General features: G+C 55.5%; 22 protein-coding genes. 11 read left to right on the top strand and 11 right to left on the bottom strand.

The features are described from left to right. Nucleotides 1-3: 3 nt before the first annotated feature. On the bottom strand, nt 4-1,233 hold the full coding sequence (locus LG297_RS03760) for an ABC transporter substrate-binding protein (protein ID WP_404425276.1): 1,230 nt from the start codon (nt 1,231-1,233) through the stop codon (nt 4-6). A 208-nt stretch (nt 1,234-1,441) separates the two neighbouring features. Between LG297_RS03760 and LG297_RS03755 the strand changes: the two genes are divergently transcribed. Both LG297_RS03755 and LG297_RS03750 read left to right on the top strand, forming a co-directional pair. Continuing rightward, nucleotides 1,442-2,179, top strand: coding sequence for a TerC family protein (locus LG297_RS03755; protein WP_404425274.1), 738 nt, complete (start codon nt 1,442-1,444; stop codon nt 2,177-2,179). Beyond that, complete coding sequence (locus tag LG297_RS03750) at nt 2,176-2,658, top strand: YbaK/EbsC family protein (RefSeq protein WP_404425272.1); 483 nt, start codon at nt 2,176-2,178, stop codon at nt 2,656-2,658. The genes LG297_RS03755 and LG297_RS03750 overlap by 4 nt, the downstream gene beginning before the upstream one ends. Before the next feature lie 5 nt (nt 2,659-2,663). Here the strand turns inward: LG297_RS03750 and LG297_RS03745 are convergent, their stop codons facing one another. Together LG297_RS03745 and fliI are read right to left on the bottom strand one after the other, a co-directional pair. Continuing rightward, nucleotides 2,664-3,092 (bottom strand): flagellar FliJ family protein, encoded by a 429-nt coding sequence (locus LG297_RS03745; protein ID WP_404425270.1) that lies wholly within the window; start codon nt 3,090-3,092, stop codon nt 2,664-2,666. 54 nt (nt 3,093-3,146) lie between these two features. Then, nucleotides 3,147-4,667, bottom strand: a complete 1,521-nt coding sequence (fliI, locus tag LG297_RS03740) for a flagellar protein export ATPase FliI (protein WP_404425268.1) — start codon at nt 4,665-4,667, stop codon at nt 3,147-3,149. Nucleotides 4,668-5,070: 403 nt separating this feature from the next. On the opposite strand from fliI, the gene ctrA reads away from it, so the two are divergent. Continuing rightward, the gene (ctrA, locus tag LG297_RS03735; protein WP_007091320.1) at nt 5,071-5,769 is read left to right on the top strand and encodes a response regulator transcription factor CtrA; all 699 of its coding nucleotides are present in this window, start codon (nt 5,071-5,073) and stop codon (nt 5,767-5,769) included. A 117-nt stretch (nt 5,770-5,886) separates the two neighbouring features. Here ctrA and LG297_RS03730 read toward each other — a convergent pair whose 3' ends face one another. The 6 genes from LG297_RS03730 to LG297_RS03705 form a co-directional block, all read right to left on the bottom strand. Then, nucleotides 5,887-7,209, bottom strand: coding sequence for a CheR family methyltransferase (locus tag LG297_RS03730; protein ID WP_404425265.1), 1,323 nt, complete (start codon nt 7,207-7,209; stop codon nt 5,887-5,889). Between the two features lie 6 nt (nt 7,210-7,215). Then, the gene (locus LG297_RS03725) at nt 7,216-8,934 is read right to left on the bottom strand and encodes a chemotaxis protein CheB (protein WP_404425263.1); all 1,719 of its coding nucleotides are present in this window, start codon (nt 8,932-8,934) and stop codon (nt 7,216-7,218) included. A 69-nt stretch (nt 8,935-9,003) separates the two neighbouring features. Continuing rightward, entirely contained in the window at nt 9,004-9,369 is a 366-nt protein-coding gene (locus tag LG297_RS03720; protein WP_404425261.1) for a PleD family two-component system response regulator, read from the bottom strand. Nucleotides 9,370-9,453: 84 nt separating this feature from the next. Then, entirely contained in the window at nt 9,454-9,960 is a 507-nt protein-coding gene (locus LG297_RS03715; RefSeq protein WP_404425259.1) for a chemotaxis protein CheW, read from the bottom strand. Nucleotides 9,961-9,975: 15 nt separating this feature from the next. Beyond that, nucleotides 9,976-12,651 carry a chemotaxis protein CheW gene (locus LG297_RS03710; protein WP_404425257.1) on the bottom strand — a complete coding sequence of 892 codons (2,676 nt, stop codon included), beginning with the start codon at nt 12,649-12,651 and terminating at the stop codon, nt 9,976-9,978. Nucleotides 12,652-12,793: 142 nt separating this feature from the next. Then, nucleotides 12,794-13,402 (bottom strand): histidine phosphotransferase family protein, encoded by a 609-nt coding sequence (locus LG297_RS03705; RefSeq protein WP_404425255.1) that lies wholly within the window; start codon nt 13,400-13,402, stop codon nt 12,794-12,796. 322 nt (nt 13,403-13,724) lie between these two features. Here LG297_RS03705 and LG297_RS03700 point away from each other — a divergent pair, with 322 nt between their 5' ends. The 8 genes from LG297_RS03700 to LG297_RS03665 all read left to right on the top strand — a co-directional run bounded on the left by LG297_RS03700 (nt 13,725) and on the right by LG297_RS03665 (nt 21,685). Next, complete coding sequence (locus LG297_RS03700; RefSeq protein WP_404425253.1) at nt 13,725-13,910, top strand: DUF3553 domain-containing protein; 186 nt, start codon at nt 13,725-13,727, stop codon at nt 13,908-13,910. A gap of 214 nt (nt 13,911-14,124) precedes the next feature. Beyond that, a complete protein-coding gene (locus LG297_RS03695) occupies nt 14,125-14,958 on the top strand; it encodes a hypothetical protein (protein ID WP_404425251.1) in 834 nt (277 codons plus the stop codon). A 195-nt stretch (nt 14,959-15,153) separates the two neighbouring features. After that, nucleotides 15,154-16,152 (top strand): GTP 3',8-cyclase MoaA, encoded by a 999-nt coding sequence (moaA, locus tag LG297_RS03690; protein ID WP_404425249.1) that lies wholly within the window; start codon nt 15,154-15,156, stop codon nt 16,150-16,152. 35 nt (nt 16,153-16,187) lie between these two features. Then, on the top strand, nt 16,188-17,324 hold the full coding sequence (locus LG297_RS03685) for an FAD-dependent monooxygenase (RefSeq protein WP_404425247.1): 1,137 nt from the start codon (nt 16,188-16,190) through the stop codon (nt 17,322-17,324). A 151-nt stretch (nt 17,325-17,475) separates the two neighbouring features. Beyond that, on the top strand, nt 17,476-17,709 hold the full coding sequence (locus tag LG297_RS03680; protein ID WP_062952934.1) for a BolA family protein: 234 nt from the start codon (nt 17,476-17,478) through the stop codon (nt 17,707-17,709). Between the two features lie 202 nt (nt 17,710-17,911). Beyond that, nucleotides 17,912-18,820, top strand: coding sequence for an EamA family transporter RarD (gene rarD, locus LG297_RS03675; RefSeq protein ID WP_404425245.1), 909 nt, complete (start codon nt 17,912-17,914; stop codon nt 18,818-18,820). A gap of 97 nt (nt 18,821-18,917) precedes the next feature. After that, nucleotides 18,918-19,253: a Grx4 family monothiol glutaredoxin gene (grxD, locus tag LG297_RS03670; RefSeq protein ID WP_404425243.1), complete on the top strand. Its 336-nt coding sequence runs from the start codon at nt 18,918-18,920 to the stop codon at nt 19,251-19,253. Between the two features lie 227 nt (nt 19,254-19,480). After that, nucleotides 19,481-21,685, top strand: coding sequence for a mechanosensitive ion channel family protein (locus tag LG297_RS03665; protein ID WP_404425241.1), 2,205 nt, complete (start codon nt 19,481-19,483; stop codon nt 21,683-21,685). Nucleotides 21,686-21,773: 88 nt separating this feature from the next. On the opposite strand, the gene rpsD is transcribed toward LG297_RS03665, so the two are convergent. Both rpsD and LG297_RS03655 read right to left on the bottom strand, forming a co-directional pair. Then, nucleotides 21,774-22,391 carry a 30S ribosomal protein S4 gene (gene rpsD / locus LG297_RS03660; protein WP_062952936.1) on the bottom strand — a complete coding sequence of 206 codons (618 nt, stop codon included), beginning with the start codon at nt 22,389-22,391 and terminating at the stop codon, nt 21,774-21,776. Nucleotides 22,392-22,586: 195 nt separating this feature from the next. Then, a complete protein-coding gene (locus LG297_RS03655; RefSeq protein ID WP_404425238.1) occupies nt 22,587-23,378 on the bottom strand; it encodes an RNA methyltransferase in 792 nt (263 codons plus the stop codon). Nucleotides 23,379-23,469 lie beyond the last annotated feature (91 nt).

Raw genomic sequence — 23,469 nt, 5'->3', positions numbered from 1 at the left:
TGCCTATTGCACCACGCCATAGCGTTTCTGCCATTCGGTTTCGACCAGCTCCATCCAGCTTGGATGGGGTTCCGGCAGAACCGTGCCACGGTCGGACGGCGACAGTGACGCAATCCCAAGGTCCAGATCGGCAAAAGCCTTTTGCATATCTTCTGGCAATTTATCCATCGCCAGTACCGTATCGGCCCCCCAATATTGCGGATCCTGTTTACGCAATTGCGCCTCGGGCGACATCAGGAAATCGGCCAGCACGACGGCCCCGGCCTTGGCCGATGCGTTATAGGGGATGGCAACGAAGTTGGTGTTGCCAAGCGTACCATTGTCAAACACATAGGACCGGACTGTATCGGGCAGTTCCATTGCCTCAATCGCCGATGATACCTCGCCCGAGCTAAACGAAAACGCGATGTCGATTTCGTTATCGGCCATCATGGTGCGCAAAGATGCGCCATTTTGCGGGTAGGCCTGCCCGTTACGCCACAAAAGCGGTTGCAAATCTTCAAGATATCCCCAAAGCGGTGCCAATACCTTTTCGGCATCCGTTTCATTGGCTGGCTGTTGCAGAACTTTGGGATCCTCAACCAGCTCGGTCAGGATTTGTTTCAGAAAGGTCGAGCCCATATAATTCGGTGGCTGCGGATAGGTAAACCGCCCCGGATGCTTCACCAGCCATTCCAGCAAGGCTTGGGCAGACTTCGGCACAATATCAAGGCGTGCGGTGTCATAATAGAAACTGACCTGCGCCATACCCCACGGTGCTTCAAGGCCCATGGTCGGCACCGTGAAATCGTTGATTACAGTTGGCTTGCCTTCGACATCGACATAAGCAAAATTCGGCGTCTGTTCGGCCCAAGGCCCAAACAGAAGGTCATTGCGTTTCATGGCGGCAAAGTTTTCACCATTCAGCCAGATCATATCGACCGCCCCGCCGTCATCGACCCCGGCGGTCTTTTCCGACAAAACCTTTGCCACAGCATCGGCCGTGTCGGAAAGTTTAACCTGCACGACATTGATGCCATAGCGTTCCTGAACCTGTGCACCAGCCCATGCGATATAGTCATTGATGCGGGGCTCTCCACCCCAGGCATGGAAATAAACCGTTTGCCCGCGCGCCTGGTCCAGAACCGATTGCCAGTTGCCGATATCGGGTGCCGAATCGGCCTTGGCAGGGACGGGAACCGCTGCCGTCGCAAGACCGGCGACAATGCTCAGACCGGCAAGAAAAACGCGCATCTTGGAAATCCTTGTTACTGGATGGACCGCAAATAACAGCCAATTGAAACAACCGGGCACCATCCGCGTTACCTGTTTGTTTTTGTTGCCATCATTTTTCCAATCTTGGCAGTCTAAAATCAATTCACGCTTGCGTTAGGTGGCCGGTGACTACACCCTGTCGGGGGCTCCGGCATTGCGTTCGGGAACACAGGAACGGGAACAAATCATGTTTGAATGGGTCACAGATCCGCATATGTGGATGGGGCTTGCCACCCTGACCGCGCTTGAAATCGTACTGGGCATTGATAACATCGTTTTCCTGTCGGTGATTGTTTCCAAACTCCCGAAACATCAACAGAAATCGGCCCGCCGCATCGGCCTGATTGCGGCGATGGGCATGCGGCTTGTACTTCTGGCCTGTATCGCCTGGGTGATGGAATTGACCGCGCCACTATTTTCCGCCTTCGGGCAGGAAATCAGCGGACGTGACCTTATTCTGATTGTCGGCGGTCTGTTCCTGATCGCCAAGGCATCCAAGGAAATTCATCATACAATTGACGAACCCGAAGAACACGGACCGGGCAAGATCATGTCGAGCTTTGCGATGACCATAGCCCAGATCATGCTGCTTGATATGATCTTCTCGCTCGACAGTGTGATTACCGCTGTCGGGCTGGTCGATCATATTTCGATCATGATGATCGCGGTTGTTCTGTCGGTTCTCGTCATGCTGGCGGCGGCCAGCACCATCAGCGATTTTGTCGAAAAGCACCCGTCGGTCAAAATGCTGGCCTTAGCCTTCCTGATCCTGGTCGGCTTTGTCCTGTTGCTAGACGGCGTCGAAATCCACGTTCCCAAAGGTTACATTTACTTCGCCATGGCGTTCAGCCTTGGCGTCGAAACGCTGAACCTGATCAATCAGAAGCGTAAACGCAAAGCCAAAGAGCTGGGAGCCGCCAAATGAAACAGGTGTTACCACCTTCCTGCCTGCAAAATGCATTCGACAAGTATGGTCTTGACCATATCAAGGTGCTGGAATTTCCCGATGGCACAAGATCGGCGGCCGATGCGGCCGCCGCCATCGGCTGCGATGTCAGCGATATCGGAAAATCGCTGGTGTTCATGACCGAACGCCACAAACCGATCCTGATCATTATGAACGGAGCCGATCAGGTGGATGAAAAGCGCGTTGCCGGTCTGATCGGCGGTCTTTCAATCCGAAAAGCCACCGCCGATGATGTCCGAACCACCACCGGCTATGCGATTGGCGGTGTGCCGCCCTTTGGCCATGTCGGACCGGTCGAAACCCTGATTGATGAAAAGCTGTTATCGAAAAACACGATCTGGCTGGCGGCGGGAACGCCCAGGACGGTGTTTGCCATGACCCCGGATGAACTGCGCCGGGTGACCGGCGTTGAAACAGGCGTGTCGATCTCGGCGTGACGGGTTCAGATAAGCCCCTCATCGCGCGTAGCAGAACGTGCACCGATTTCATCAAGTTCGGCCTGTTCCTTGCGCTCTTCCTCGGCGCGTTCCGCCTCGGCCCGGTTGCGTTCAGCAATCTCGGCAGTCTTTAATGCCTTGAATGCGTCGGCAACTTCGTCACGAAACACATCGATTTTGGCTTCCTGATCGGAGATGCGCTTAACAAGCGCCTCACGCTCGACAATCACGGCACTGGCAAAACGGCCATAGGCAAAACCGGCCAATTCCGGATTTTCGGCTGCAACTTTCTGTTCGGTAATTATCGCTTTTTCCAGTGCATCCTTTTCGGCCAGAAGGTTGCTCAGCACGCCCTGCATCTCGCCGAGTTCACGGCGTTTATCATCGAGCGCCCATTTGCGCATCCGGATCAGCGTTTTGAAATCCTTGACCATGGCAATCAGTTATCCGAAAGATCGACGGCACAGCATTCCGGCATAATCATCATACTATTGCGGGTCACGCCGAAGTGCCCGTTTGGCCGCATTCAGATCATTACCTGCATTTGGGGCGGTTGAACGGCTATTGACCTGCGGGCGAAGCCGGTTGCGTTCCATCACGGTGGCCCCGCCCTGCTGCGGGTTCTGGGCAGCAGGTTGAGCACCGACATTGCCGCCCGCATTGGGAAGTTCCTGTTCGGCCGGTGCCAGATCAAGACGGCGCGCCAATTCAGCATAACCGTCGGCCAACCGGGTGCATTCGGTTTTGCGCTGTTTCAGGAATTCCTCGATCAGCGGGAAATAATGGATGGCCTCGTCAACCTTGGGATCCGTACCCAGACGGTAGGCGCCCAGACGGATCAGTTCGGCCATGTCCTCGTATGTCGCCAACAACTGGCGAGCACGCGAAACAATCTGGTTTTCATGCTCGTTATTGCAGCCCGGCATGGTACGCGAAACACTGCGCAGAATATTGATGGCCGGATAACGACCCTGTTCGGCAATCGCACGATCCAGCACAACGTGTCCGTCAAGAATACCACGAACCGCATCGGAAATCGGTTCATTATGATCATCGCCGTCGACCAGAACGGTAAACAGTCCGGTAACAGATCCCTGCCCCGGCCCGCCCGGACCGGCACGCTCCAACAGTCGCGGCAATTCGGCAAAAACCGTCGGGGTATAACCCTTTGATGCCGGTGGTTCGCCCACCGACAGGCTGATTTCACGCTGGGCCATGGCAAAGCGGGTGACAGAATCCATCATGCACAGGACATCGCGCCCGCTATCACGGAAAAACTCTGACAGTGCCATCGTCATATAGGCTGCCTGACGGCGCATCAGCGGCGGCTCGTCCGATGTGGCAACGACGACAACGGAACGGCGCAGGCCTTCTTCGCCCAGGTCGTCTTCGATGAATTCGCGCGCCTCACGACCACGTTCGCCGATCAGGCCGACCACCGAAACATCGGACGTCGTGTGACGGGTCATCATCGACAGCAAGCTGGATTTACCGACCCCCGAACCGGCAAAGATACCCATACGCTGCCCCCGGCAGCAGGTCAGGAAGGTATTCATCGCGCGCACACCCAAATCGATCTTGCCGGCAACGCGCTGACGCGAATGGGCCGATGGCGGTGTATTCCGGATCGGATAGGCGGTTGGGCCTTCTGTCAATGCCCCCTTGCCATCTACGGGTTGCCCAAATGCATTAACCACACGCCCCAACCAGCTTTCATCGGGATAGACCTGTGGCTGGGTATCGGCCAGTTCAACCTCGCACCCGATCCCGATGCCATCAAGCACACCGAACGGCATCAGAAGGGCACGTTCGTTGCGGAAACCGACAACTTCGCAAATCACCGCTTCGCCGTCACGGCGTTTAACCTTGCAACGATCGCCAACAGACAATGCCCCCTCGACCCCGCCGATTTCAACCAGCAGGCCCAAAACAGCCGTCACCCGCCCGACAATCCGGTAATCGGGAATACGGCGGAGTTCGGCGACAATGTTTCGGCCAATCTGGAACACGTTTGCACTTTTCTGTTTGGTGGGCTCTGTGTATCTTGCGGTCTTGCGAATTTTGTGGCCACAATCCCGACACAGGGTGGCAAATTCAACCGCGTCGCACCAGATATAAGTGGCATAGACGGTATTAAAAACCCGTATATGCCAAATTGGCATTGAAAAAACGGTCTCGGCACGCCCGGACGTTAACGGTGTAAACCGTTGGGAAACTTCACATTCCAACATCGAGCGCCTGTGTTGATGAAAAAAAGTTAACAAGATGCGACTCGCCTGCTTGCCACGAGTCGCAAAGCAACGTATCGTTAACGGAATGGAATAAAATTCCACACGGCAATCGTTGGGGCGCTTGTCGGAATAAGCCGGATCAACACGGACTTTTTTGCGGAACACGGTAACGGAGCGGAACATGCGGGTGCTGCTTGTCGAAGACGACAACGCCACTGCTGACAGCATCGAACTGATGCTGAAATCAGAAGGCATGGTTGTCGACACCACGGATCTTGGGGAGGATGGCCTCGAGATCGGCAAACTTTACGATTACGATATTATTCTGCTGGATCTCATGCTGCCGGATATCGACGGCTATGAAGTTCTCAGACGTTTGCGCGACGCACGCGTTGAAACCCCGGTACTTATTCTGTCGGGGCTGACCGAGACCGAGGACAAGGTCAAAGGCCTTGGCTTTGGTGCGGATGATTATCTGACCAAGCCGTTTGACAAGGTCGAATTGCTGGCACGCATCCAGGCGATTGTTCGCCGGTCGCGCGGCCATGCACAATCGATGATTGCCACCGGCAGGCTGAATGTGAACCTTGATGCACGCACCGTCGATGTTGATGGATCGCCGCTGCATCTGACCGGCAAGGAATATGGCATCCTTGAATTGCTGTCGCTGCGCAAAGGCACGACATTGACCAAGGAAATGTTCCTGAACCATCTTTATGGCGGGATGGACGAGCCGGAACTCAAGATCATCGACGTTTTCGTGTGCAAACTGCGCAAGAAAATCCAGTCGGCCACCAAGGGCGACAATTACATCCACACGGTCTGGGGCCGGGGCTATGTCCTGCGCGACCCGGATGTCAACAGTAGCGCAGCCGCCTGATCGCAACGCACCTGTCGTCGCAATCCGCTGTGCCCAATACTCAAAAACGCCCCGATTTGTCCGTCGGGGCGTTTTGCTTTTAATCACGCTGATTGCGTGCAACGAACGAGCGGGTTTCTATTTCTTGTCTTCGGGCTTGCTGAAACGCGAACGATCAAACGTGGTTGACGGGCGCGTTGTCCCGGTTCCGGTGCTGCCAGTGCCCGCACCGCCCGATGGTCGCGCAGGCGGCGTTGTGGTGCCGGTTGCCCCGGTCCCCACCGGACGCCGATAGGTCGAACCTGCTGCCGTGCCAGTAGAGCCTGCTGTGCCGGTGCTGCCCATTCCAACAGTTGAAGGACGGCTATATGTGCTGCCTGTCGCACCGGTTGTACCCGGGCGTGCTGCCGTTCCCGCCGAACCTGTATTCGTGGTCGCCGGACGGGTTGTCGTGCCGCTTGAAAGTCCCGGACGCGCGGGCGTGGTTGTGGCACCAGTAGTCGCGCCGCCGGCGGCATTTTGCATGTGTTTCGGTTTCGGGAAAGCGAAGCCGTCAGCCGCGGTACCAGTAGCAAGCCCAGCCGTAGTACCAGTACCGGAACCAGCCTGAATTTTCTCGAGCGCGCTAACATCAACATCCGGTGCCCCCGGACGGTTCAGCTGATAGATACCACGCTGGCGTGCCAGCGGTTTGAACTTGTCGGAAATTCCCAAAACCGTTTCCGCCCCACCCAGGAACAAGAAACCATCATCGGGCATCAATGCCGATATACGTGACAGCACATCTGTTTTGGTCGGCTGGTCGAAATAGATCAGCACGTTACGGCAATAGACGATATCGAACTGCCCCAACGGCCTGAAATCTTCCAGCAGGTTGAATTCTTTGTACTGAACCTTCGACCGGATTTCCTGCGAGATTTGCCACTGGTCTTCCTTCTTCTGGAAATATTTCACCAGAAGCTGGATCGGAAGCCCCCTTTGGACTTCGAACTGGGAATAAAGTCCCGCGCGCGCCTTGGTCAGGATTTCACGCGAAATGTCGGTACCGATAATTTCGACCCGCCAACCGGAAAGCTGGCTTTTGAAATCATCAAGGATCATCGCCAGCGAATAGGGTTCCTGCCCCGAAGACGCGGCTGCGCACCAGATCCGGAGATGGCGTTTGGATGCACGTTCCTTGATCATGTGCGGCAAAACGACATGTCGGAACTGGTCAAACGGTTTGGTATCGCGGAAGAAGAAGCTTTCATTGGTCGTCATCGCATCGACGACTTCCTCGACAAGCACACGGTCACCACCGCGCAGTGCTGCGATAAGTTCGGTCAGGTCCTTAAGCCCGCGCTTGCGCGCAATCGGCATCAGCCGGCTTTCGAGCAGATACGTCTTGTCCTGGCTCAGAACGAGCCCGGATTTAGACTTTATCAGTCTGCTGACGAAATCGAAGTCTTCCGGCCTCATCATCTCGGCTTAACGACCTCCTGCAAATTTTTTGATATAGGCCGCGATACCGCCCACCGGAAGAACAGCCGAACAGATGCCCGCATGTGCTGCGGCACCGGGCATTCCCCACACAACGCTTGTCTGTTCGTCCTGTGCAACAACCATTCCCCCGGCCCCCACGACAGCACGCCCACCGAGCATACCATCCTGCCCCATCCCTGTAAGGATAGCCGTCAGTATATTACCACCATAGCTTTCAACAAGGCTGCGCAGCATCGGATCGACCGAAGGACGACAGAAATTTTCTGGAGGATTCTGATTCAAGACGATTTTCCTGCTATTTCCGCGGCCCTCTATCACCATGTGGTAATCGCCGGGCGCAAGGTAAACCTGCCCGCCCTGAATTGGCATGCCGGTCTGACCTTCCTGGCATTTAAGCCCGGTCAGGCGCGTGATGTGTTCAGCAAGGATCGTGGTAAAGGTCGCAGGCATATGCTGGGTAATGAAAATTGGCTGCCGTACACCGGCAAGCCCGCGCAGAACTTCGAATAAAGCCTGCGGACCACCGGTCGAACTGCCGATCGCGATCGCCTCGACATTGATGCGTTTTTCCGGAAGCAGGTTGATCTGCCCGGTCATAAGGGCGCGCTTTACCGGCGCAGGTGCCGCACCCGCCGGGGACTTGGCACGCGCAACGGGTGCGCCTGCCGGACTGCGTGCGGCAGGCGCCGTGCGTTGCGGTGCCGGTTTAACCGGTACAGTTCGTGCGGTTACTGCACCACCTGCCGGATGGATGGAAGGTTTGACACCAACACCTGCCGCCTTGGCATCGCCTGCGGCAATTGCGGCCTCGCGGATCAGACGGCCCGGATCGCGTGGCTGTGTCGCGGGCGCAGAGGCACCGCTAAGGCGGGACAATGTTGTCGCATCAGCCACCTTGCCCTCGCCTGTGTTGGCAGGGCTCGGTTGCGGTTGCGGTTGCTGATGTTGCGGCTGTGGCATCGGGCGGGTCGACATCGGCCCATGACGACCGGGCTGGTTCATCGGACGCGGACGCAGTTCGGCGGTAAACCGTTTGCGTTGAACCCGCCCCGGCTTGTGCAATGTTTGATGTTCAGCAGACAGCTCGGCACGGAACGGGGCCGTGGCATCACCATTCCCCGTCTGCTTCCCGTCCACATGATCATCGCCATCCGGGATCTGATCCGGCGTCTGCGTAGCAGCGGTTTCGGGGGATGTCGCGGACGTTTCGGAAACCGGTGCCGGTTCGGCATGCATTTCTTCGTAACGCACTTGCTCGGAGCCAAGCATCTTGCGCCGCTGTTCGGCCCATGCCTTGACCTTGTCGAGCAATTCGGCACGGAAGCCTTCGCCAACATTAAGGTCCTTGGCCGAAGACGGTTTGGGAATATAGTCGACCGCCCCCAGCGTCATGGCCTGAAAACTGATATCGGCATTTCGCTTGGTCAGGGTGGATGCCATGATCACGCGGACTGTCGGATCGATCTCAAGCAGCTTGGGCAACGCCGTCAGACCATCCATGACGGGCATTTCGATATCCAGAACCACCGCCTCGATACCGATTTCCTTGCGCATGACAACAAGAGCATCCTCGCCATTGGCGACGGAGCCGACAACTTCGATATCGTCGTCTTCCTGCAACATGCGGGTTACAAGGCCGCGCACAATCGCAGAATCGTCGACAATCAGGACCTTGTAGGGTGGATGGATTGGCGTGTCTTCCACGTACCGACATTCCCGTTAGCGCAACCGGACCAAAACCAAGGCAAATGCACAGCGATGCTGACAGGAACCTTAAATCAGACCGACCTGCTCGAATTTTGCCTGGATGATCTCGCTGTCGAACGGTTTCATAATATATTCGTTCGCACCGGCCATGATGGCTTCCTGGATGTGCTCGAGATCGTTTTCGGTGGTGCAGAACACGACAACAGGTTCATCCCCACCAGGGGCCGCCCGCAATTCCCGCAGGAAATCGATCCCGCTTTTGACCGGCATGTTCCAGTCAAGCAACACGGCATCTGGCATGGCTTCGTGGCAACGGTCAATTGCCTCCTGCCCGTCCACGGCCTCAATAACCGCAAATCCCATTTCTTCCAGGATACGGCGCGCCACCATTCTGATGACTTTCGAATCATCGACGACGAGACAGCTCTTCATCGACTTCCTTCTCGCAAATTAGGTCGTTAAGCCAATAACGGCATTGTATCGGATGCATTTTGCATCCGATACATACTATCATACCTAGCCCGCCTGTTTTACCGAAGCGGTAAAATCAAGCAGACGGGTAACATCCAGAATGACAAGAAGCTTCTTGTCGAGACGGAAAATGCCATCGGAAAATTCGCGCCAGCGCGGATCAAGAGTCGCCGGATTCTGCTCGAACGCTTTCTGCGGGACGCTCAGAACCTCTCCAACCTGGTCGACCATCAGGCTGTAAAGTTCGCCGCCCTGATCGACCACGATGCTCATGCCAGGCTCGGTATCTTCGCGTTCGCGAAGACCAAGACGTTTACGAACATCAATCGCCGTCACAATACGACCGCGCAGGTTCAGCGACCCCGCAACTTCAGGCGGGGCCAGCGGAATACGCGTGATGCGTTGCGGTCCAAGAACATCCTGAACCGTCAGAACCGGAATACCGAACAATTGCTTGCCGATATAGGCGGTAACGAAATCCTTCGTCGCGCCGCCAAGATCAAGGGCGGTGCCCTGTTCTTTGCTCGGGACGAGTGCCTTTTTATCGCTCATTGGACTTTTCCCCGATTAAACTGCGCTCAGCGTCTGGATCAGTGTCGATACCAGCGCGTCCCGGTCGAATTTCGCGACATAATCGCTAAAGCCGACCTGTCTACCCCGTTCGAAATCTTCCTCGCTGGTGTGCGAGGACAATGCGATGATCGGGGTATTACCCCATTCTGCATCATTTTGCAGGCTTTCGGCAAATTCGAAGCCATTCATGCCCGGCATTTCGATATCGCTGATGATCGCATCGAACAGTTCGCCACGGGTCTTAAGATCAAGCGCCTGTTCGGCATTTTCGACCGCGACGACCCGGAAACCCGATACAGACAGCATCGGCGTCAGCAGGTTGCGGAAAAACGGGCTGTCATCGATCAGAAGCACACGCTTCTTCTCGCCACCGGTATCTTCGTGACCGAACCAGTCGGAAAACGCCAGTTCAAGATAGTAACCCGCATCAATCAAGTCGGTTGCCTTGCCGTCAATCACCGCAGATCCGACCAGACCATCCTGATCGGCTGTCAGTTCGACGTTCAGCACGTCATCGACAATATCGACGATCTCGTCAACCACAAGGCCCATTGTCCGTTCACGATCCTGGAACACCAAGGTAGGCTGGCGGCCTTCGGCCTTCATCTGATAGGAACCGTCGATGAACACCAGCGGCATCAGTTTGCCGCGATACTGAACCAGCGGACGACCGTTTGAATATTCGATATTCTCGACATCGATTTCTTCGAGACGGGCAACCAGTGCCAGCGGTACCGCACGAATTTCTGCCCCACCGGCCCGGAAAACCAGCATGGAAGTCGTTTCGCGGTCGCCGGTATCGGAGCGAGCCTTGCTTTCGACGCCCTGCGAACCGCCAACAGTGATTTCGCCGGTCCGGGTGGCAATACCGTTCGGATCGAGGATCATGATCACGCTGCCGTCGCCAAGGATCGTGTTGCCCGAGAACAGCGACAGGTCACGCAGGATCGGGGCGACCGGCTTGACCACGATTTCCTCGGTGTCGAACACACGGTCAACGATGATACCAAATGAATAGGTCCCGACCTGGGTAACAACGATGAAAGCTTCTTCATCGACATCATCCACCGTCGTTTCACCGTCATCAAGACCAAGGATTTTCTTGAGTGTGACAAGCGGCAGCAGACGGTTGCGCAGGCGCAGGACCGGCGTGTCATGAATGCGTTCGATTGAATGATCGGAATTGCTTGATGCGCGAACCAGTTCCAGAACGCTGATCTGTGGAATGGCGAAACGTTCGCCGCCGCTTTCGACGATCAGGGCCGAAACGATGGCAAGGGTCAGCGGAATTTTGATGATAAAGGTCGAACCACGGCCTTCGACCGATTTCAGTTCAACCGTACCACCGATTTTTTCGATGTTGGTACGGACCACGTCCATGCCGACACCACGCCCCGAAACCGACGTTACCTTTTCGGCGGTCGAGAAACCGGCCTTGAAGATGAACTGGTGGATTTGCGAGTCCGCCATGCCGTCAAGATCGCTTTCGGTGGCAAGACCGTTGGCAATCGCCTTTGCCTTGATCCGTTCGATATTGAGGCCCCGGCCGTCATCGGAAATCTCGATGATGATGTGACCGCCTTCGTGATAGGCGTTCAGCGTGACCGTACCGGTTTCGGGCTTGCCAACTTCACGACGGCCCGGAATATCTTCCAGTCCATGGTCGGCAGAGTTACGAACCATATGGGTCAACGGGTCCTTGATCAGTTCAAGCACCTGACGGTCAAGTTCCGTATCGGCACCGATCATCTGCAGATCGATTTTCTTGTTCATCTCGAGCGCAAGGTCACGAACGATACGCGGCAGTTTCGCCCAAGCGTTGCCGATCGGCTGCATACGGGTCTTCATCACACCTTCCTGAAGGTCGGTCGTGATGTGCGAAAGGCGCTGCAACGGAACGGTAAATTCGCTGTCATCCTTGCCGCGAACCATCTGCAAAAGCTGGTTACGGGTCAGGACAAGCTCGGAAACCAGCGTCATCAGGTTTTCAAGCAATTCGACGTTCACACGGATCGTCTGGGCCGCAACAGAGCTTTCCTTGGCCTCGCCGCGCGGGGCCTGTTCTTCGGCGGCGGCTTTGGATTGGGTAACGGCCTGCGACTTTGCCGCTGCCGGCGGAGCCGCAGCCGGTGCAGGTTTCTCTGGTTCAGGCTCGGGCTCCTGAATGTCCGGATCGACTTCGGTCGCATCGAAAATGGCCTGAAGCCGTTCGTCGTCGGTCATCGGGATGTCTTCGGCAGCTTCTTCCTCGACCGACGCAGCAGCCGGTGCCGCAGCACCACCCATGATCGTGCCGGTATCGGCAAAATGGTTCAGGCGCGCAATCAGATCGGCGTCGTTGCCATCCGGTTCGGTTTCGTTCTGCTCAAGCTCGCTCAGCAGATATTTGATCGTGTCGATGGATTCGAGAACCAGCGTCACCGCGTCCGGTGTTACGACCAGTTCCCCGTCGCGAATTTTGCCGAGCACGTTTTCACCGGCATGCGCAACTGCTTCCAGTCGCGGCAACCCAAGAAACCCGCAAGTCCCCTTGATGGTATGCACCAGACGGAAAATATTCGACAGAATGTCCGGATCATTCGGATTTTGCTCCAGTTTCACCAGTTCGACGTCAAGCGTAGAAAGGCTTTCCGAAGTCTCTGTCAGAAATTCACTTAAAAGATCGTCCATAAATCCCCTCCACATCTCCGGCAATCAAATGCTTGCCGGAACAGGAACATCCATCCCCACGACCCGTGCGCGAAACACACGTTCAATCCGTTACTTACGTAGAACCTAGCACATGGCATTACCAGACCAGCAGGTCTTTTTTTTATACATAGATCAATGCAATATTTCCGTCGTCTTGCAAGACCGAAAGCGTTCCCCCGGCACGACAAGCCAGATTTCGCAGGAAAAAGCCATGCACAGTACGCGGATCAAGCTCTTCGGGCGGCACCTCGTTTTTCATAACATTTTCAACATCGGGACGAAATGCCGCCCGTTTTCCCGATGCATTGACCGAAATTTTGCCCCCGGATTCGCAGACAACCGCAATGTCCCCGCCAAACGGCAGAGCCTCGCGGGCCAGCATCACCATATTAAGTACAAGCCTTCCATGCGCTGGATCAATTCCAACATCATCCCATTGCAGGGAAACCTTGCCCTCGGCCTCGAAACTCTGGGCAAGCGCATCGCGCATCGATTTTGTATCGACACTGTTGCCAGCGCGCCCAAATGCCAGCCGGAAAAGTTGCAAGCGACGCGCGGCTTCAAGGCCGCTTTTGCGCATCAGGGCAAGCGCCTCGTCATCGGTGACACCGGCTTCCCCCATCAGTTCGGCACCGGCATTGACCGCCCCCACCGGCCCGACCAAATCGTGGCAAATGCGCGAGCTGATCAGCTCGATCAGGATCAGTTCCACCGCTCTGTCCTGTTCCATGTAACGGGTATCTCCAAGGTGACGGGTCAACAGGTCGCCTGCTTCCCCAAAGCAAGGCGAAGTCCGCATCCCCTGCCTTGTCAATCGGGACAATGACCAAGACCGGAACGGCGAACCGGATCCAGATTGCAGGCAGATGTGTTAAAACCTTCTTTAGTTGCCCGACTTTATGCGGCCTTTTAAAGTGCGGCAATATTTGCCCATCGGCCAATGACCGGCAATAATCCGGCTCTGGATGTGACGGTTGCCATTGCGCAAAGTTTGTGGGCAGCCTATTGCCTGACTATATATCGGCAACGACACCAGACAAAAGAGTTCGGTTATGGATTTTCTGCTGACACCTGGCACCATTGTTCGCCATCCCGGCCAGCCCGATTGGGGTCTTGGACGTATTCAGGCTGTCGACGGTGACCGGATTGCCATCAATTTCGAAGAAGCCGGCCGCCAGATCATCCGCCCCCGCCATGTCGTTCTTGAAATCGTCGAGGCGGCAGCCGGTTACGAATAGAGCCCAGCAAACCGGCGCCAGTCTGCAGGCCATTGCCTGACAACACAAATCCGGGGTGTGATGCTGCAGCGATGGCACGAAACTTGCTGAAATGGAAATGTTAAGCATTTTGGCGTACTGATTGACATTTGATACGCAAGGTCTCACGCATCCGGTTGCCTGCAAACATGCCGGTTAGCCGCGCACAAAAAGATAACGAGGTCGGAACGGGTCCATGATTGCAGTCAACAAACCACCACGGGACAGTTTCAAACAGCGTCACCATGCTGCCGCTTTTGCTGTACTCGAACAGTTTTCCACAGGTCTTGTCGAATATGCGAGAGCGCATGGCGGAACAATCAGCCCGGACAAAATTCTTGCTGCCCTTGATACGTTACGCGGGCAGGAAAACCTGTTTGACGGTGCATGGATGACGCTTGAAACCGACGTCGATACCGTCAAGGCCCGTCAAAATGCCGCCGTGCGTCATGATCCGCTTGGCCGCCTGATGGTCAGCCGCTTTGCCCATCTGCTTGAAGGACGTGAAGCCGGCGATCTTGAGCATGGTGCATTGTCGCGTGAAATACTGCAGCCCTTCTTCAAGGTCATCCGCATGATGGTCGGGATGGACATGCTTCAGGAAATCGACGGCGAAATTCATGCCATCATCGTGCAGCACGCCGACGAGGATGACGAATTGCGCGATCCGACCGATTATTGGGATCATCTGGCCGAGGAACCGCAGGTCGCCAATCAGCTTAACCTTGTCTTTGCCCGCATGGCACTGCATTTCAAGGATTATGACCGCCGCAAACAGTGGATGGTGCAGCTGGTCAATGACAATCTGCCTCACGGTGATCAGGCCTGGACCTTTACCGAGGAACATTGCGTGCGCCTGCTCCGCGCCCTGTTCCGCGACGTTCGGGCCGCCCTTTCCAAACCCGAACGTTCGGCTGAACTGGTGGCAAGACTTGGCAGCGAGAATGTCGAAACCCTGCGCAATGTCATGGCAGCTCTTGATCGCGATATCGCGGCCCTGCATATTCGCGAAGCCGATAACTGGAAATAGGCAATCGGGCATTCACCGATCACAAAAAACCGCGACGGATATTCATTCCTCGCGGTTTTTCATGTGCCATCTGACGGAAAGGTGATGGTTTCATCGCAAATCGGGGTGGCCAAATCGATCCCCCTTGTGCAAAAGTCGAACTTGCGCACTACATAGCGTTTCCGGACCCGTAAAACAGAAACAAGCGCCATCGCCATGACCAGACCGCTGATCGACAAATATGGCCGTCATGTATCCTACCTTCGGGTATCGGTGACGGACCGTTGTGACTTCCGCTGCACCTATTGCATGGCTGAAAGCATGATCTTTCTGCCAAAATCCGAAGTCCTGACACTGGAAGAACTTGATCAGCTCTGTTCGGCCTTCATCGCGCGCGGTGTCCGCAAATTGCGCCTGACCGGGGGCGAGCCACTGGTGCGTCGTGGCATCATGGATTTGATCAGGGATTTGTCGCGCCATCTTAGATCCGGTGCGCTTGACGAACTGACCATGACGACGAATGGCAGCCAGCTTGCAACCTATGCCGATGATCTGGCGCGTCTTGGCGTCAAGCGCCTCAACATCTCGCTTGATAGTCTTGATCATCAGAAATTCGCCGAAATTACCCGCCGCGGTCGCCTTGAGCAGGTGCTAAGCGGCCTTGAAGCCGCCAAACAGGCCGGTCTTAAAATCAAGATCAATACTGTCGCATTGCGCAATTTCAACGAAGACGAAATTTCCCGTCTTGTCGCCTGGTGTGGCAGCGAAGGATTTGATCTGTGTCTGATTGAAACCATGCCGCTTGGCGATATCGACGGCGACCGGACCGAGCAATATCTGCCGCTAACCGCGGTTCGTGAACGGCTGGAACAGGAATATACCCTTGTGCCTAGCAACCATGTCACCCCCGGCCCGGCTCGCTATGTCACGGTGGCCGAAACCGGCGGGCGTCTTGGTTTCATAACACCGCTTACCCATAATTTCTGCGAAGGCTGCAACCGCGTGCGCGTGACCTGTACCGGCACACTTTATATGTGCCTTGGACAGGAAGACCATGTCGATCTGCGCGCAGCCCTTCGTTCGGGCGAACCCGAAGCCCTTGACCGGCTGCTTGACGAAGCCATGCTGCTGAAACCCAAGGGGCATGATTTTGTCATCGACCGCAAGGGCCAGAAACCGGCAGTCGGTCGTCATATGAGCATGACCGGCGGCTGATACGGACATCACTCCATTCCAATCACAGGCATAAAATGAATATTCTGATTGTCGGCGGCGGTATCGCCGGTTTGTCTGCGGCCATTGCCCTGCAAGGCGACGGACACGACATTACGATTGCCGAAACCCTTGATGGCTGGAAACCGGCCGGGGCGGGGTTGCACCTGCCCGGTAATGCGGTGGCGGCCCTTCGGGCCCTTGGCATTGATCAGGATGTTGCCGACAAATCCAGTGCCTTTCCACGGCTGGAATATTTCGATCATCGTGACCGAAAACTGTTTGCGCTTGAAACCGAACAACTCGGCTGGCCGACATTTCAGGCCGTGACACGCAGCGACTTTCACGAAATCCTGTGTGCCAAACTGACAGGTCCGGCAATCCGCTTCGGGCTTTCCGTATCCGACATCAGTAACGAACCCGATCAGGCACGGGTAAGTTTTACCGACGGTACAAACCACAGCTTTGACCTTGTGATCGGTGCGGATGGGATCAATTCAGCCGTTCGACGCCTGGCTTTTGGTGCGGAACATGTCCCGCAGCCGACCGGCTATATCTGCTGGCGCTGGATCACAGATTATCCGTTTGGCCTGAGTGCGCCCAAATTCATCATCGGCCACGGGCAAGTTATTCTGGTAATGCCGTTGGGTGGCAACCGGTTTTATATCTATGCCAGCACCTATGATCCGGGCGAAAGAATACGCGATTTGCCGGCAGGCGAACTTGCCGCACATTTCGCCCGGTTTGATGGACCGGTGCGCGATATGCTCGGCACAATCGGAACGGACACCGTCATCCACGAAAGCCGCCTGCAACAAATGGTCATGCCCAAATGGATTACGGGGCGCGTTATCTTGATCGGGGATGCGGCACATGGAACACTTCCGACCATGGCGCAGGGCGCAACCCAGTCGATCAAGGACGGCTTGGCACTGACCGATGCCCTTCGCGCGCAATCCGATATCAAAACAGCCCTCGCCGATTGGCAGAAAGCCCGCCTGCCCGAAGCACACTGGGTCCAGCAGCAATCCCTGCAACGCATGGGTTTCGCCAAAATCCGCGGCAGGGCCGGTGTATGGTTGCGCAATACCCTTATGCGCAAAATCGGCCCAAAGATTGTTGCATCGGGCTTCCGTCCGCTGATTAACAACACGCTGGGCCAGCAGACAAGCTAGACAGCAAAGCTGACCAAAATGGTATTTGTGAGGCGACTTGCAGAAATTGACAGCCCCCACAGGGACAACATATACCAGAATTAACAAATATCGCCGAACGCGCACAATGATGCGCAAAAATGCGGTCGACCAATTATAAGGAATTCCCGCCATGGCCATGGAAGCCCACGAAATCGAAACAATGATCAAGGAAGCCCTTCCCGATGCACAGGTCCGCATCGAGGACCTGCGCGGTGATGGCGATCATTATGCGGCAATCGTTGTGTCCGAGTCCTTCCGCGGCAAAACCCGCGTGATGCAGCACCAGATGATCTATTCCGCACTCAAGGGAAAAATGGGCGGCGAACTGCATGCCCTTGCCCTGCAGACGTCTGCGCCGGAATAATATCGGCCGCCAACAGGCTTGTTTGCGACCGCCACCATGATCGCAATCCGTCAGAAAAGTAATGCGGGCGCCGGATGACTTTCGGCGCTCTTGATGTTTCAGACCACCATCAGAATCCCGGTCCGGTTTCCGGATTGAGTATCGTTCTGCCCCTATGGGCACCTGCCGTTTGGCCCCACAAAATGACCATGGTTCAACAACGATGTCTTCATCCCAAAAACCGGCCCTGATCGGTGCCGGACCGCTGGCCGGGCTTGGTGCCTTTGTCATCTGGGGCTTTCTGGGCTTCTATTTCAAAATCATCGATTTCGCGAGCCCGTTTGAAATTCTCGCCCATCGTATTCTGTGGTCCGCGATCCTGACATTGACGCTGGTTTTTGTCCTGAAACGTCGTGCGCGGTTGTGGGAGTTGCTGTCGTCGAAACGCACCATGGGACTGCTATTCCTCAGCAGCCTGCTGATCGCCGGGAACTGGGTGATCTATATCTGGTCGGTCCATATCGGGCATGCGCTTGAAGCCAGCCTTGGCTATTACATCATGCCACTGATCATGCTGATCCTTGGCCGCATCTTTTTTGGCGAGAAGCTTAATCGCATCCAGATCGTCTCGGTCCTGATCTGCTTTGCCGGTGTTCTGAACCTTCTGGTGTTTTTTGGTTCCCTGCCCTGGATCGCGCTTAGCCTGTCCTTGCTGTTCGGCTTTTACGGGGTGATCCGCAAATTTGTTCCGGCCGATCCGATTGCCGGGTTGTTTGTCGAATGTCTGCTGCTGTCGCCAATGGCATTTGGTTATCTGGTCTGGCTGAATGCGTCGGGCAATATGGCCTTCACAAATCTTGGGATCGGCAATGATATCCTGCTGGTGTCACTGGGTGCTGTCACCACCATCCCGCTGGTGCTGTTTGCCTTTGCCGCGCGGAACATGAAATTTTCCGCCCTTGGCCTGATGCAGTATCTGAACCCGACCATCCAGTTCTTTGTTGCAGTCTTGCTGCTTGGCGAAACCTTTACCGACGCACATATGATAACCTATGCACTGGTCTGGATCGGGCTTGGCATTTTCACATGGGACAATCTGCGTACCGCAAGGCAATTACGCCGCAAGAGTTGACAGAACCGCCCCTTCCAGCCATATCTTCGGCCATAAAACCATAACCCGAAATATCGCGGCAGAGAGATCGCCGCCTATGCAGCCAAGGACAACCAACATGACCGACAACCCGGTTTTCGAGCGCATCCAGAAAGACATCAATGATAACGACGTCGTTCTGTTCATGAAGGGCACGTCGATGTTCCCGCAATGCGGTTTCTCGGCCGCTGTCGTTCAGGTTCTGGCCGAACTCGGCGCGCCATTCAAGGACATCAACGTTCTGGTCGACCCGGCAATCCGCCAGGGCATCAAGGACTTCTCGAACTGGCCGACCATTCCGCAGCTTTATGTCAAAGGCGAATTTGTGGGCGGTTGCGATATCGTTCGCGAAATGTATGCCTCGGGCGAACTGGCTCAGCATCTGAAAGACAAGGGCGTTGCTGTCGCTGCCTGAGACCGTCCGTTTGCAACGGCCTCCATCCTGTCCAAAGACCATGATTGAAACGCGCCGCGCATATGCCCGGCGCGTTTTTTTTATAGCCTGCTTTGGCCTGTCTGCTCGTTCAAGCTGTGCGTGCATTCCTATGGTCATTGTAAAACTTTTCCTTGATGCCCCTGCTTGGCTGTACCATCTTCCAAAAGTGAATTCGTTTTTACGAACAGGACGTTGGGCGGGGCAAAATGAACATCACAACAAAAATTCTGTTCTGTCTTGGTTCCCTGCTTTGGGCATTCGGCGCTGGGCCCGGCACGGGTAACGATGCCCACGCCCAGGCCGCAGCCCTTGCCACTATGGCAGCACAGCAAGGTGACACGACCGGACCGGCAAATGATGCAACCCAAACCGCAGAAGCAACTTTCAGCTATTATGAATTCCTGGATGCTGGTGTTGCCCGCACCCGTGAACAGATTGCCGATACGCTTGACGGGCTCGAAGCCTTTCCCGACGAAGTGGCACGAACCGCTGATTTTCTGGCATCCGATATGGGACGCAGCGGCTTGATGCGCCTTGCGCTGTTCACCGTGGTTTTTGTCGGTGTCGGACTGATTGTCGAATTCCTGTATCGCCGGGCGGCCGCCCCGCTTTGCAGCTATCTTGAATCCCAGCACCCCACCCGCTTCGTTGACCGGCTGCGCCAGATGGTGCTTCTTTGTGTCCTGTCGTTGTTGTCGTTGACGATCTTTGCCATCGGATCAATCGGTACATTCATGATCTTTGACTGGCCGCAGATCATGAAAGGCGCGCTGCTGTCCTTGCTGTCAGCGTTCTTCATCCTGCGCCTAGTCATGATCGTGCTGCAATTCCTGTTTGCACCACAGGCCGAAGGCCTTCGAATGATCAATGTCGATCCGCAAACCGCATCGACGCTGACACGAACCATCACCATCGCCAGCGGCATATCGCTATTTGCCTTTGCGCTGGCCGGAGTATTCCGGCAATCACCGGCAATGGTACATGGCGACATCATCCTGTTTGATATCGCGGTGGTGATCAGTGTCATGGCCTTTTGCCTCGCGACGGTTTCACTGGCGCGCTATTTCGCAAGCCACCGGGTCACGGACGACGTTGAAAAGATCGCCCTGCCCGTATCAATTGCGCAGTTATGGCCGGTCATTGTCTGCGCCTATCTGGCGGCACTCGGCGCGGCGACCATTCTGGCGGCCGACCGTTTCATGAAGTGCCTGCTGGCGATTGGCATTGCCTGCCTGTTTGACGTGATTTTCCGCAACATCATCGAAAGCCAGCACCGCAAGAAATCCAAACTGGCAGAGGCCGAAGCAGATGCGATCAATGCCCGCGCCGAAGCCGCCGCAATTGAAGCCGAGGAAGAATTCAAACCGGTTCAGCCGGACCTTCCGGTCTTTACACCGGTCCTGAAACGCGGTGTACGGCTTCTGGCCATTGTCCTTGTCCTTGCCAGTTTCTGGCGTATCTGGGGATTTGATCGACTTGCGCTCGCCGAAGATGCCGGGATCATTGCGCGTGCGCTTGATGCCTCGACCGAGATCATCATGATCCTGCTGATTGCCGATCTGGTCTGGTCGTTGATCAAGGCGTTTCTTGACGAACGCATCAGCCAAAGCAATGCCGACGCAGGTCACGGTGACGGTGAAGGGGGCAGCACCGGGTTATCGCGAATTGAAACCCTGTTACCGCTTTTGAAAAACTTCGCGCTTACCGTCATCGTCATCATGGTGGTGATGGTGACATTGTCCGCCCTTGGGGTCGATATCGGCCCGCTGATTGCCGGTGCAGGTGTCGTCGGCCTTGCCATCGGCTTTGGCAGTCAGGCGCTGGTGCGTGACGTGGTCGCCGGGGTTTTCTTCCTGCTCGATGATGCCTTCCGGCTTGGCGAGTATATCGAAGTCGATAATCTGCGCGGGCGGGTTGAAAATATCTCGATCCGGTCGATGCAGTTGCGCCATCATCGCGGCCCCCTGCAAACCGTGCCGTTTGGCGAAATCAAATCGATTGTGAATCACAGCCGAGACTGGGTGATCGTCAAACTGGAATTCCGTGTGCCTTTTGAAACCGACGTTAACAAGATCAAGAAACTGGTCAAAAAGCTTTCTGCCGAACTGCTTGAAGATCCGCTGATCGGTGACAGCTTTATCGAGCCGCTGAAATCGCAGGGTGTGCGCCGGATGGAAGAATTCAATATGGTGATCGGGCTTAAATATACCTCCAAGCCCGGCGAACAATTCACCATCCGCAAAACCGTCTATCAAAGCGTTCTGGCGATGTTCAAGGAAAACGGCATCCACATGGCATCGCGCAGTGTGAAGGTCGATGTGCCTGACGACGCCACACCGGAACAGAAGAAAGAAGCGATTGCCGCCGCTGCCCAGCAGGCATCCGAACAGGTCGCCCCGCCAAAGGGCTGAACGTTTCTTTTTCATATCGACCGGCAAAGCAAAACGCCCGCTGTTTCCAGCGGGCGTTTTGTGTTCGTCTTCGCGAAATCCGAAAGGATTAACGCGAGTAGAATTCGACGACCAGGTTCGGCTGCATCTGAACCGGGTACGGAATTTCTGCGAATTTCGGAACGCGAACGAAGGTGCCTTTGAAGGCCTTCGCGTCAACGTCGAGATATTCCGGAACGTCGCGTTCGTTCAGGTTGGCAGCTTCCATAACCATCGGGATTTCGCGCGAAGCCTGTTTGACTTCAACAACGTCGCCTTCTTTAACAAGGTAAGAAGGAATGGTGACTTTCTTGCCATTGACAAGAATGTGGCCGTGGTTAACGAACTGACGCGCTGCGAACACGGTCGGAACGAATTTCATGCGGTAGATAACGGCATCAAGACGAGTCTCGAGAATACCGACCAGCGTTTCGGAAGTATCACCCGGACGACGCGATGCTTCTTTGTAATAACGCAGGAACTGTTTCTCGGAGATGGAGCCGTAATAGCCTTTAAGCTGCTGTTTGGCGAACAGCTGGGTGCCGTAATCGGTCGGCTTTTTACGGCGGGTCGCGCCGTGCATGCCCGGTGCATATTCGCGCTTGTTCAGCGGCGATTTTGCACGGCCCCAAAGGTTCACGCCAAGGCGGCGGTCAATCTTATGCTTTGCAGCAATACGTTTCGACATTTTGTAACTCTCTTTTTTAAGATCACTTTATTGTCCCGATAGTTTCCTGTTTCGGTTAACCCAAACAGGAACGGGGACGAAAACACCCGTTTCGCCCCACTTTCTCGGAAGTGAGGCGCAATATAGAGATCAAGACCGCAGAGTCAAACGAAAAGAATCACCCAAACACCAGCCTTGCCGCCATGTCCGCGACCGTCACGCCTTGTATTTGCCGCCCCGCATAGCAACAATCATGCCGCGAAGTGTTTGAACTTCCTGATGGGTTAGATTGGCGCGGTTGAAAATATTGCGGATATTGCGTGCCATATTCGGGCGTTTTGCCTCCACCCGGAAGAAGCCGGAATTATCCAGTTCCATCTCAAGATGTTCAAACAGACGGTCAAGCTCGTCCCGGGTTGCCGGGAAGGTATCGTTCATCATCATCTGGTAATCGGGCACATCTACACCGGCCTGCCACCATTCATACCCGATCAGCAACACCGCCTGTGCAAGGTTAAGCGATGTGAAACCGGGGTTCAGCGGCACTGTCACGACCGCATCGGCCATCGAAATATGTTCATTGCGCACGCCAGTGCGTTCCGGACCGAACAGCACCCCGACCTTTTCCCCGCGCGAGACATTGGCGCGCATTTCCGGTGCCAACCCCTTTGGGGTAAAGACCGGCTTGATCGCGTCGCGCGTCCGCGCGGTCGTCACATAAACCCGGTTCAGATCCGCAAGCGCATCTTCTTCGCGCTCGAACACCTTGGTATTGTCGATGACAATATCGGCACCCGAAGCATTCGCGGTTGCCCGTTCATTGGGCCAGCCATCACGCGGCCGCACAAGCCGCAGGTCAACCAGCCCGCAATTAAGCATGGCGCGTGCCGCCTTGCCGATGTTATCGCCAAGCTGCGGTTCAATCAGGACGATGACAGGCGGATTGGCGATACCGCCGGTTTCAGGTCTTGCGCCATCCGGCATCGCCTCGTCTGCGACGTCGCTCATCGCTTGAATTCTCCGGTCTTTGCATGGGGTGAAGTGCGGGCATGCCCGTCAATATTGGCGTTTCTTTACCAAAAGCCAATGCACGATGCCA

This window comes from Thalassospira australica (genome assembly GCF_044790785.1).
GTDB lineage: Bacteria > Pseudomonadota > Alphaproteobacteria > Rhodospirillales > Thalassospiraceae > Thalassospira > Thalassospira australica_A.
This window is presented reverse-complemented; position numbering and strand designations above follow the sequence as displayed.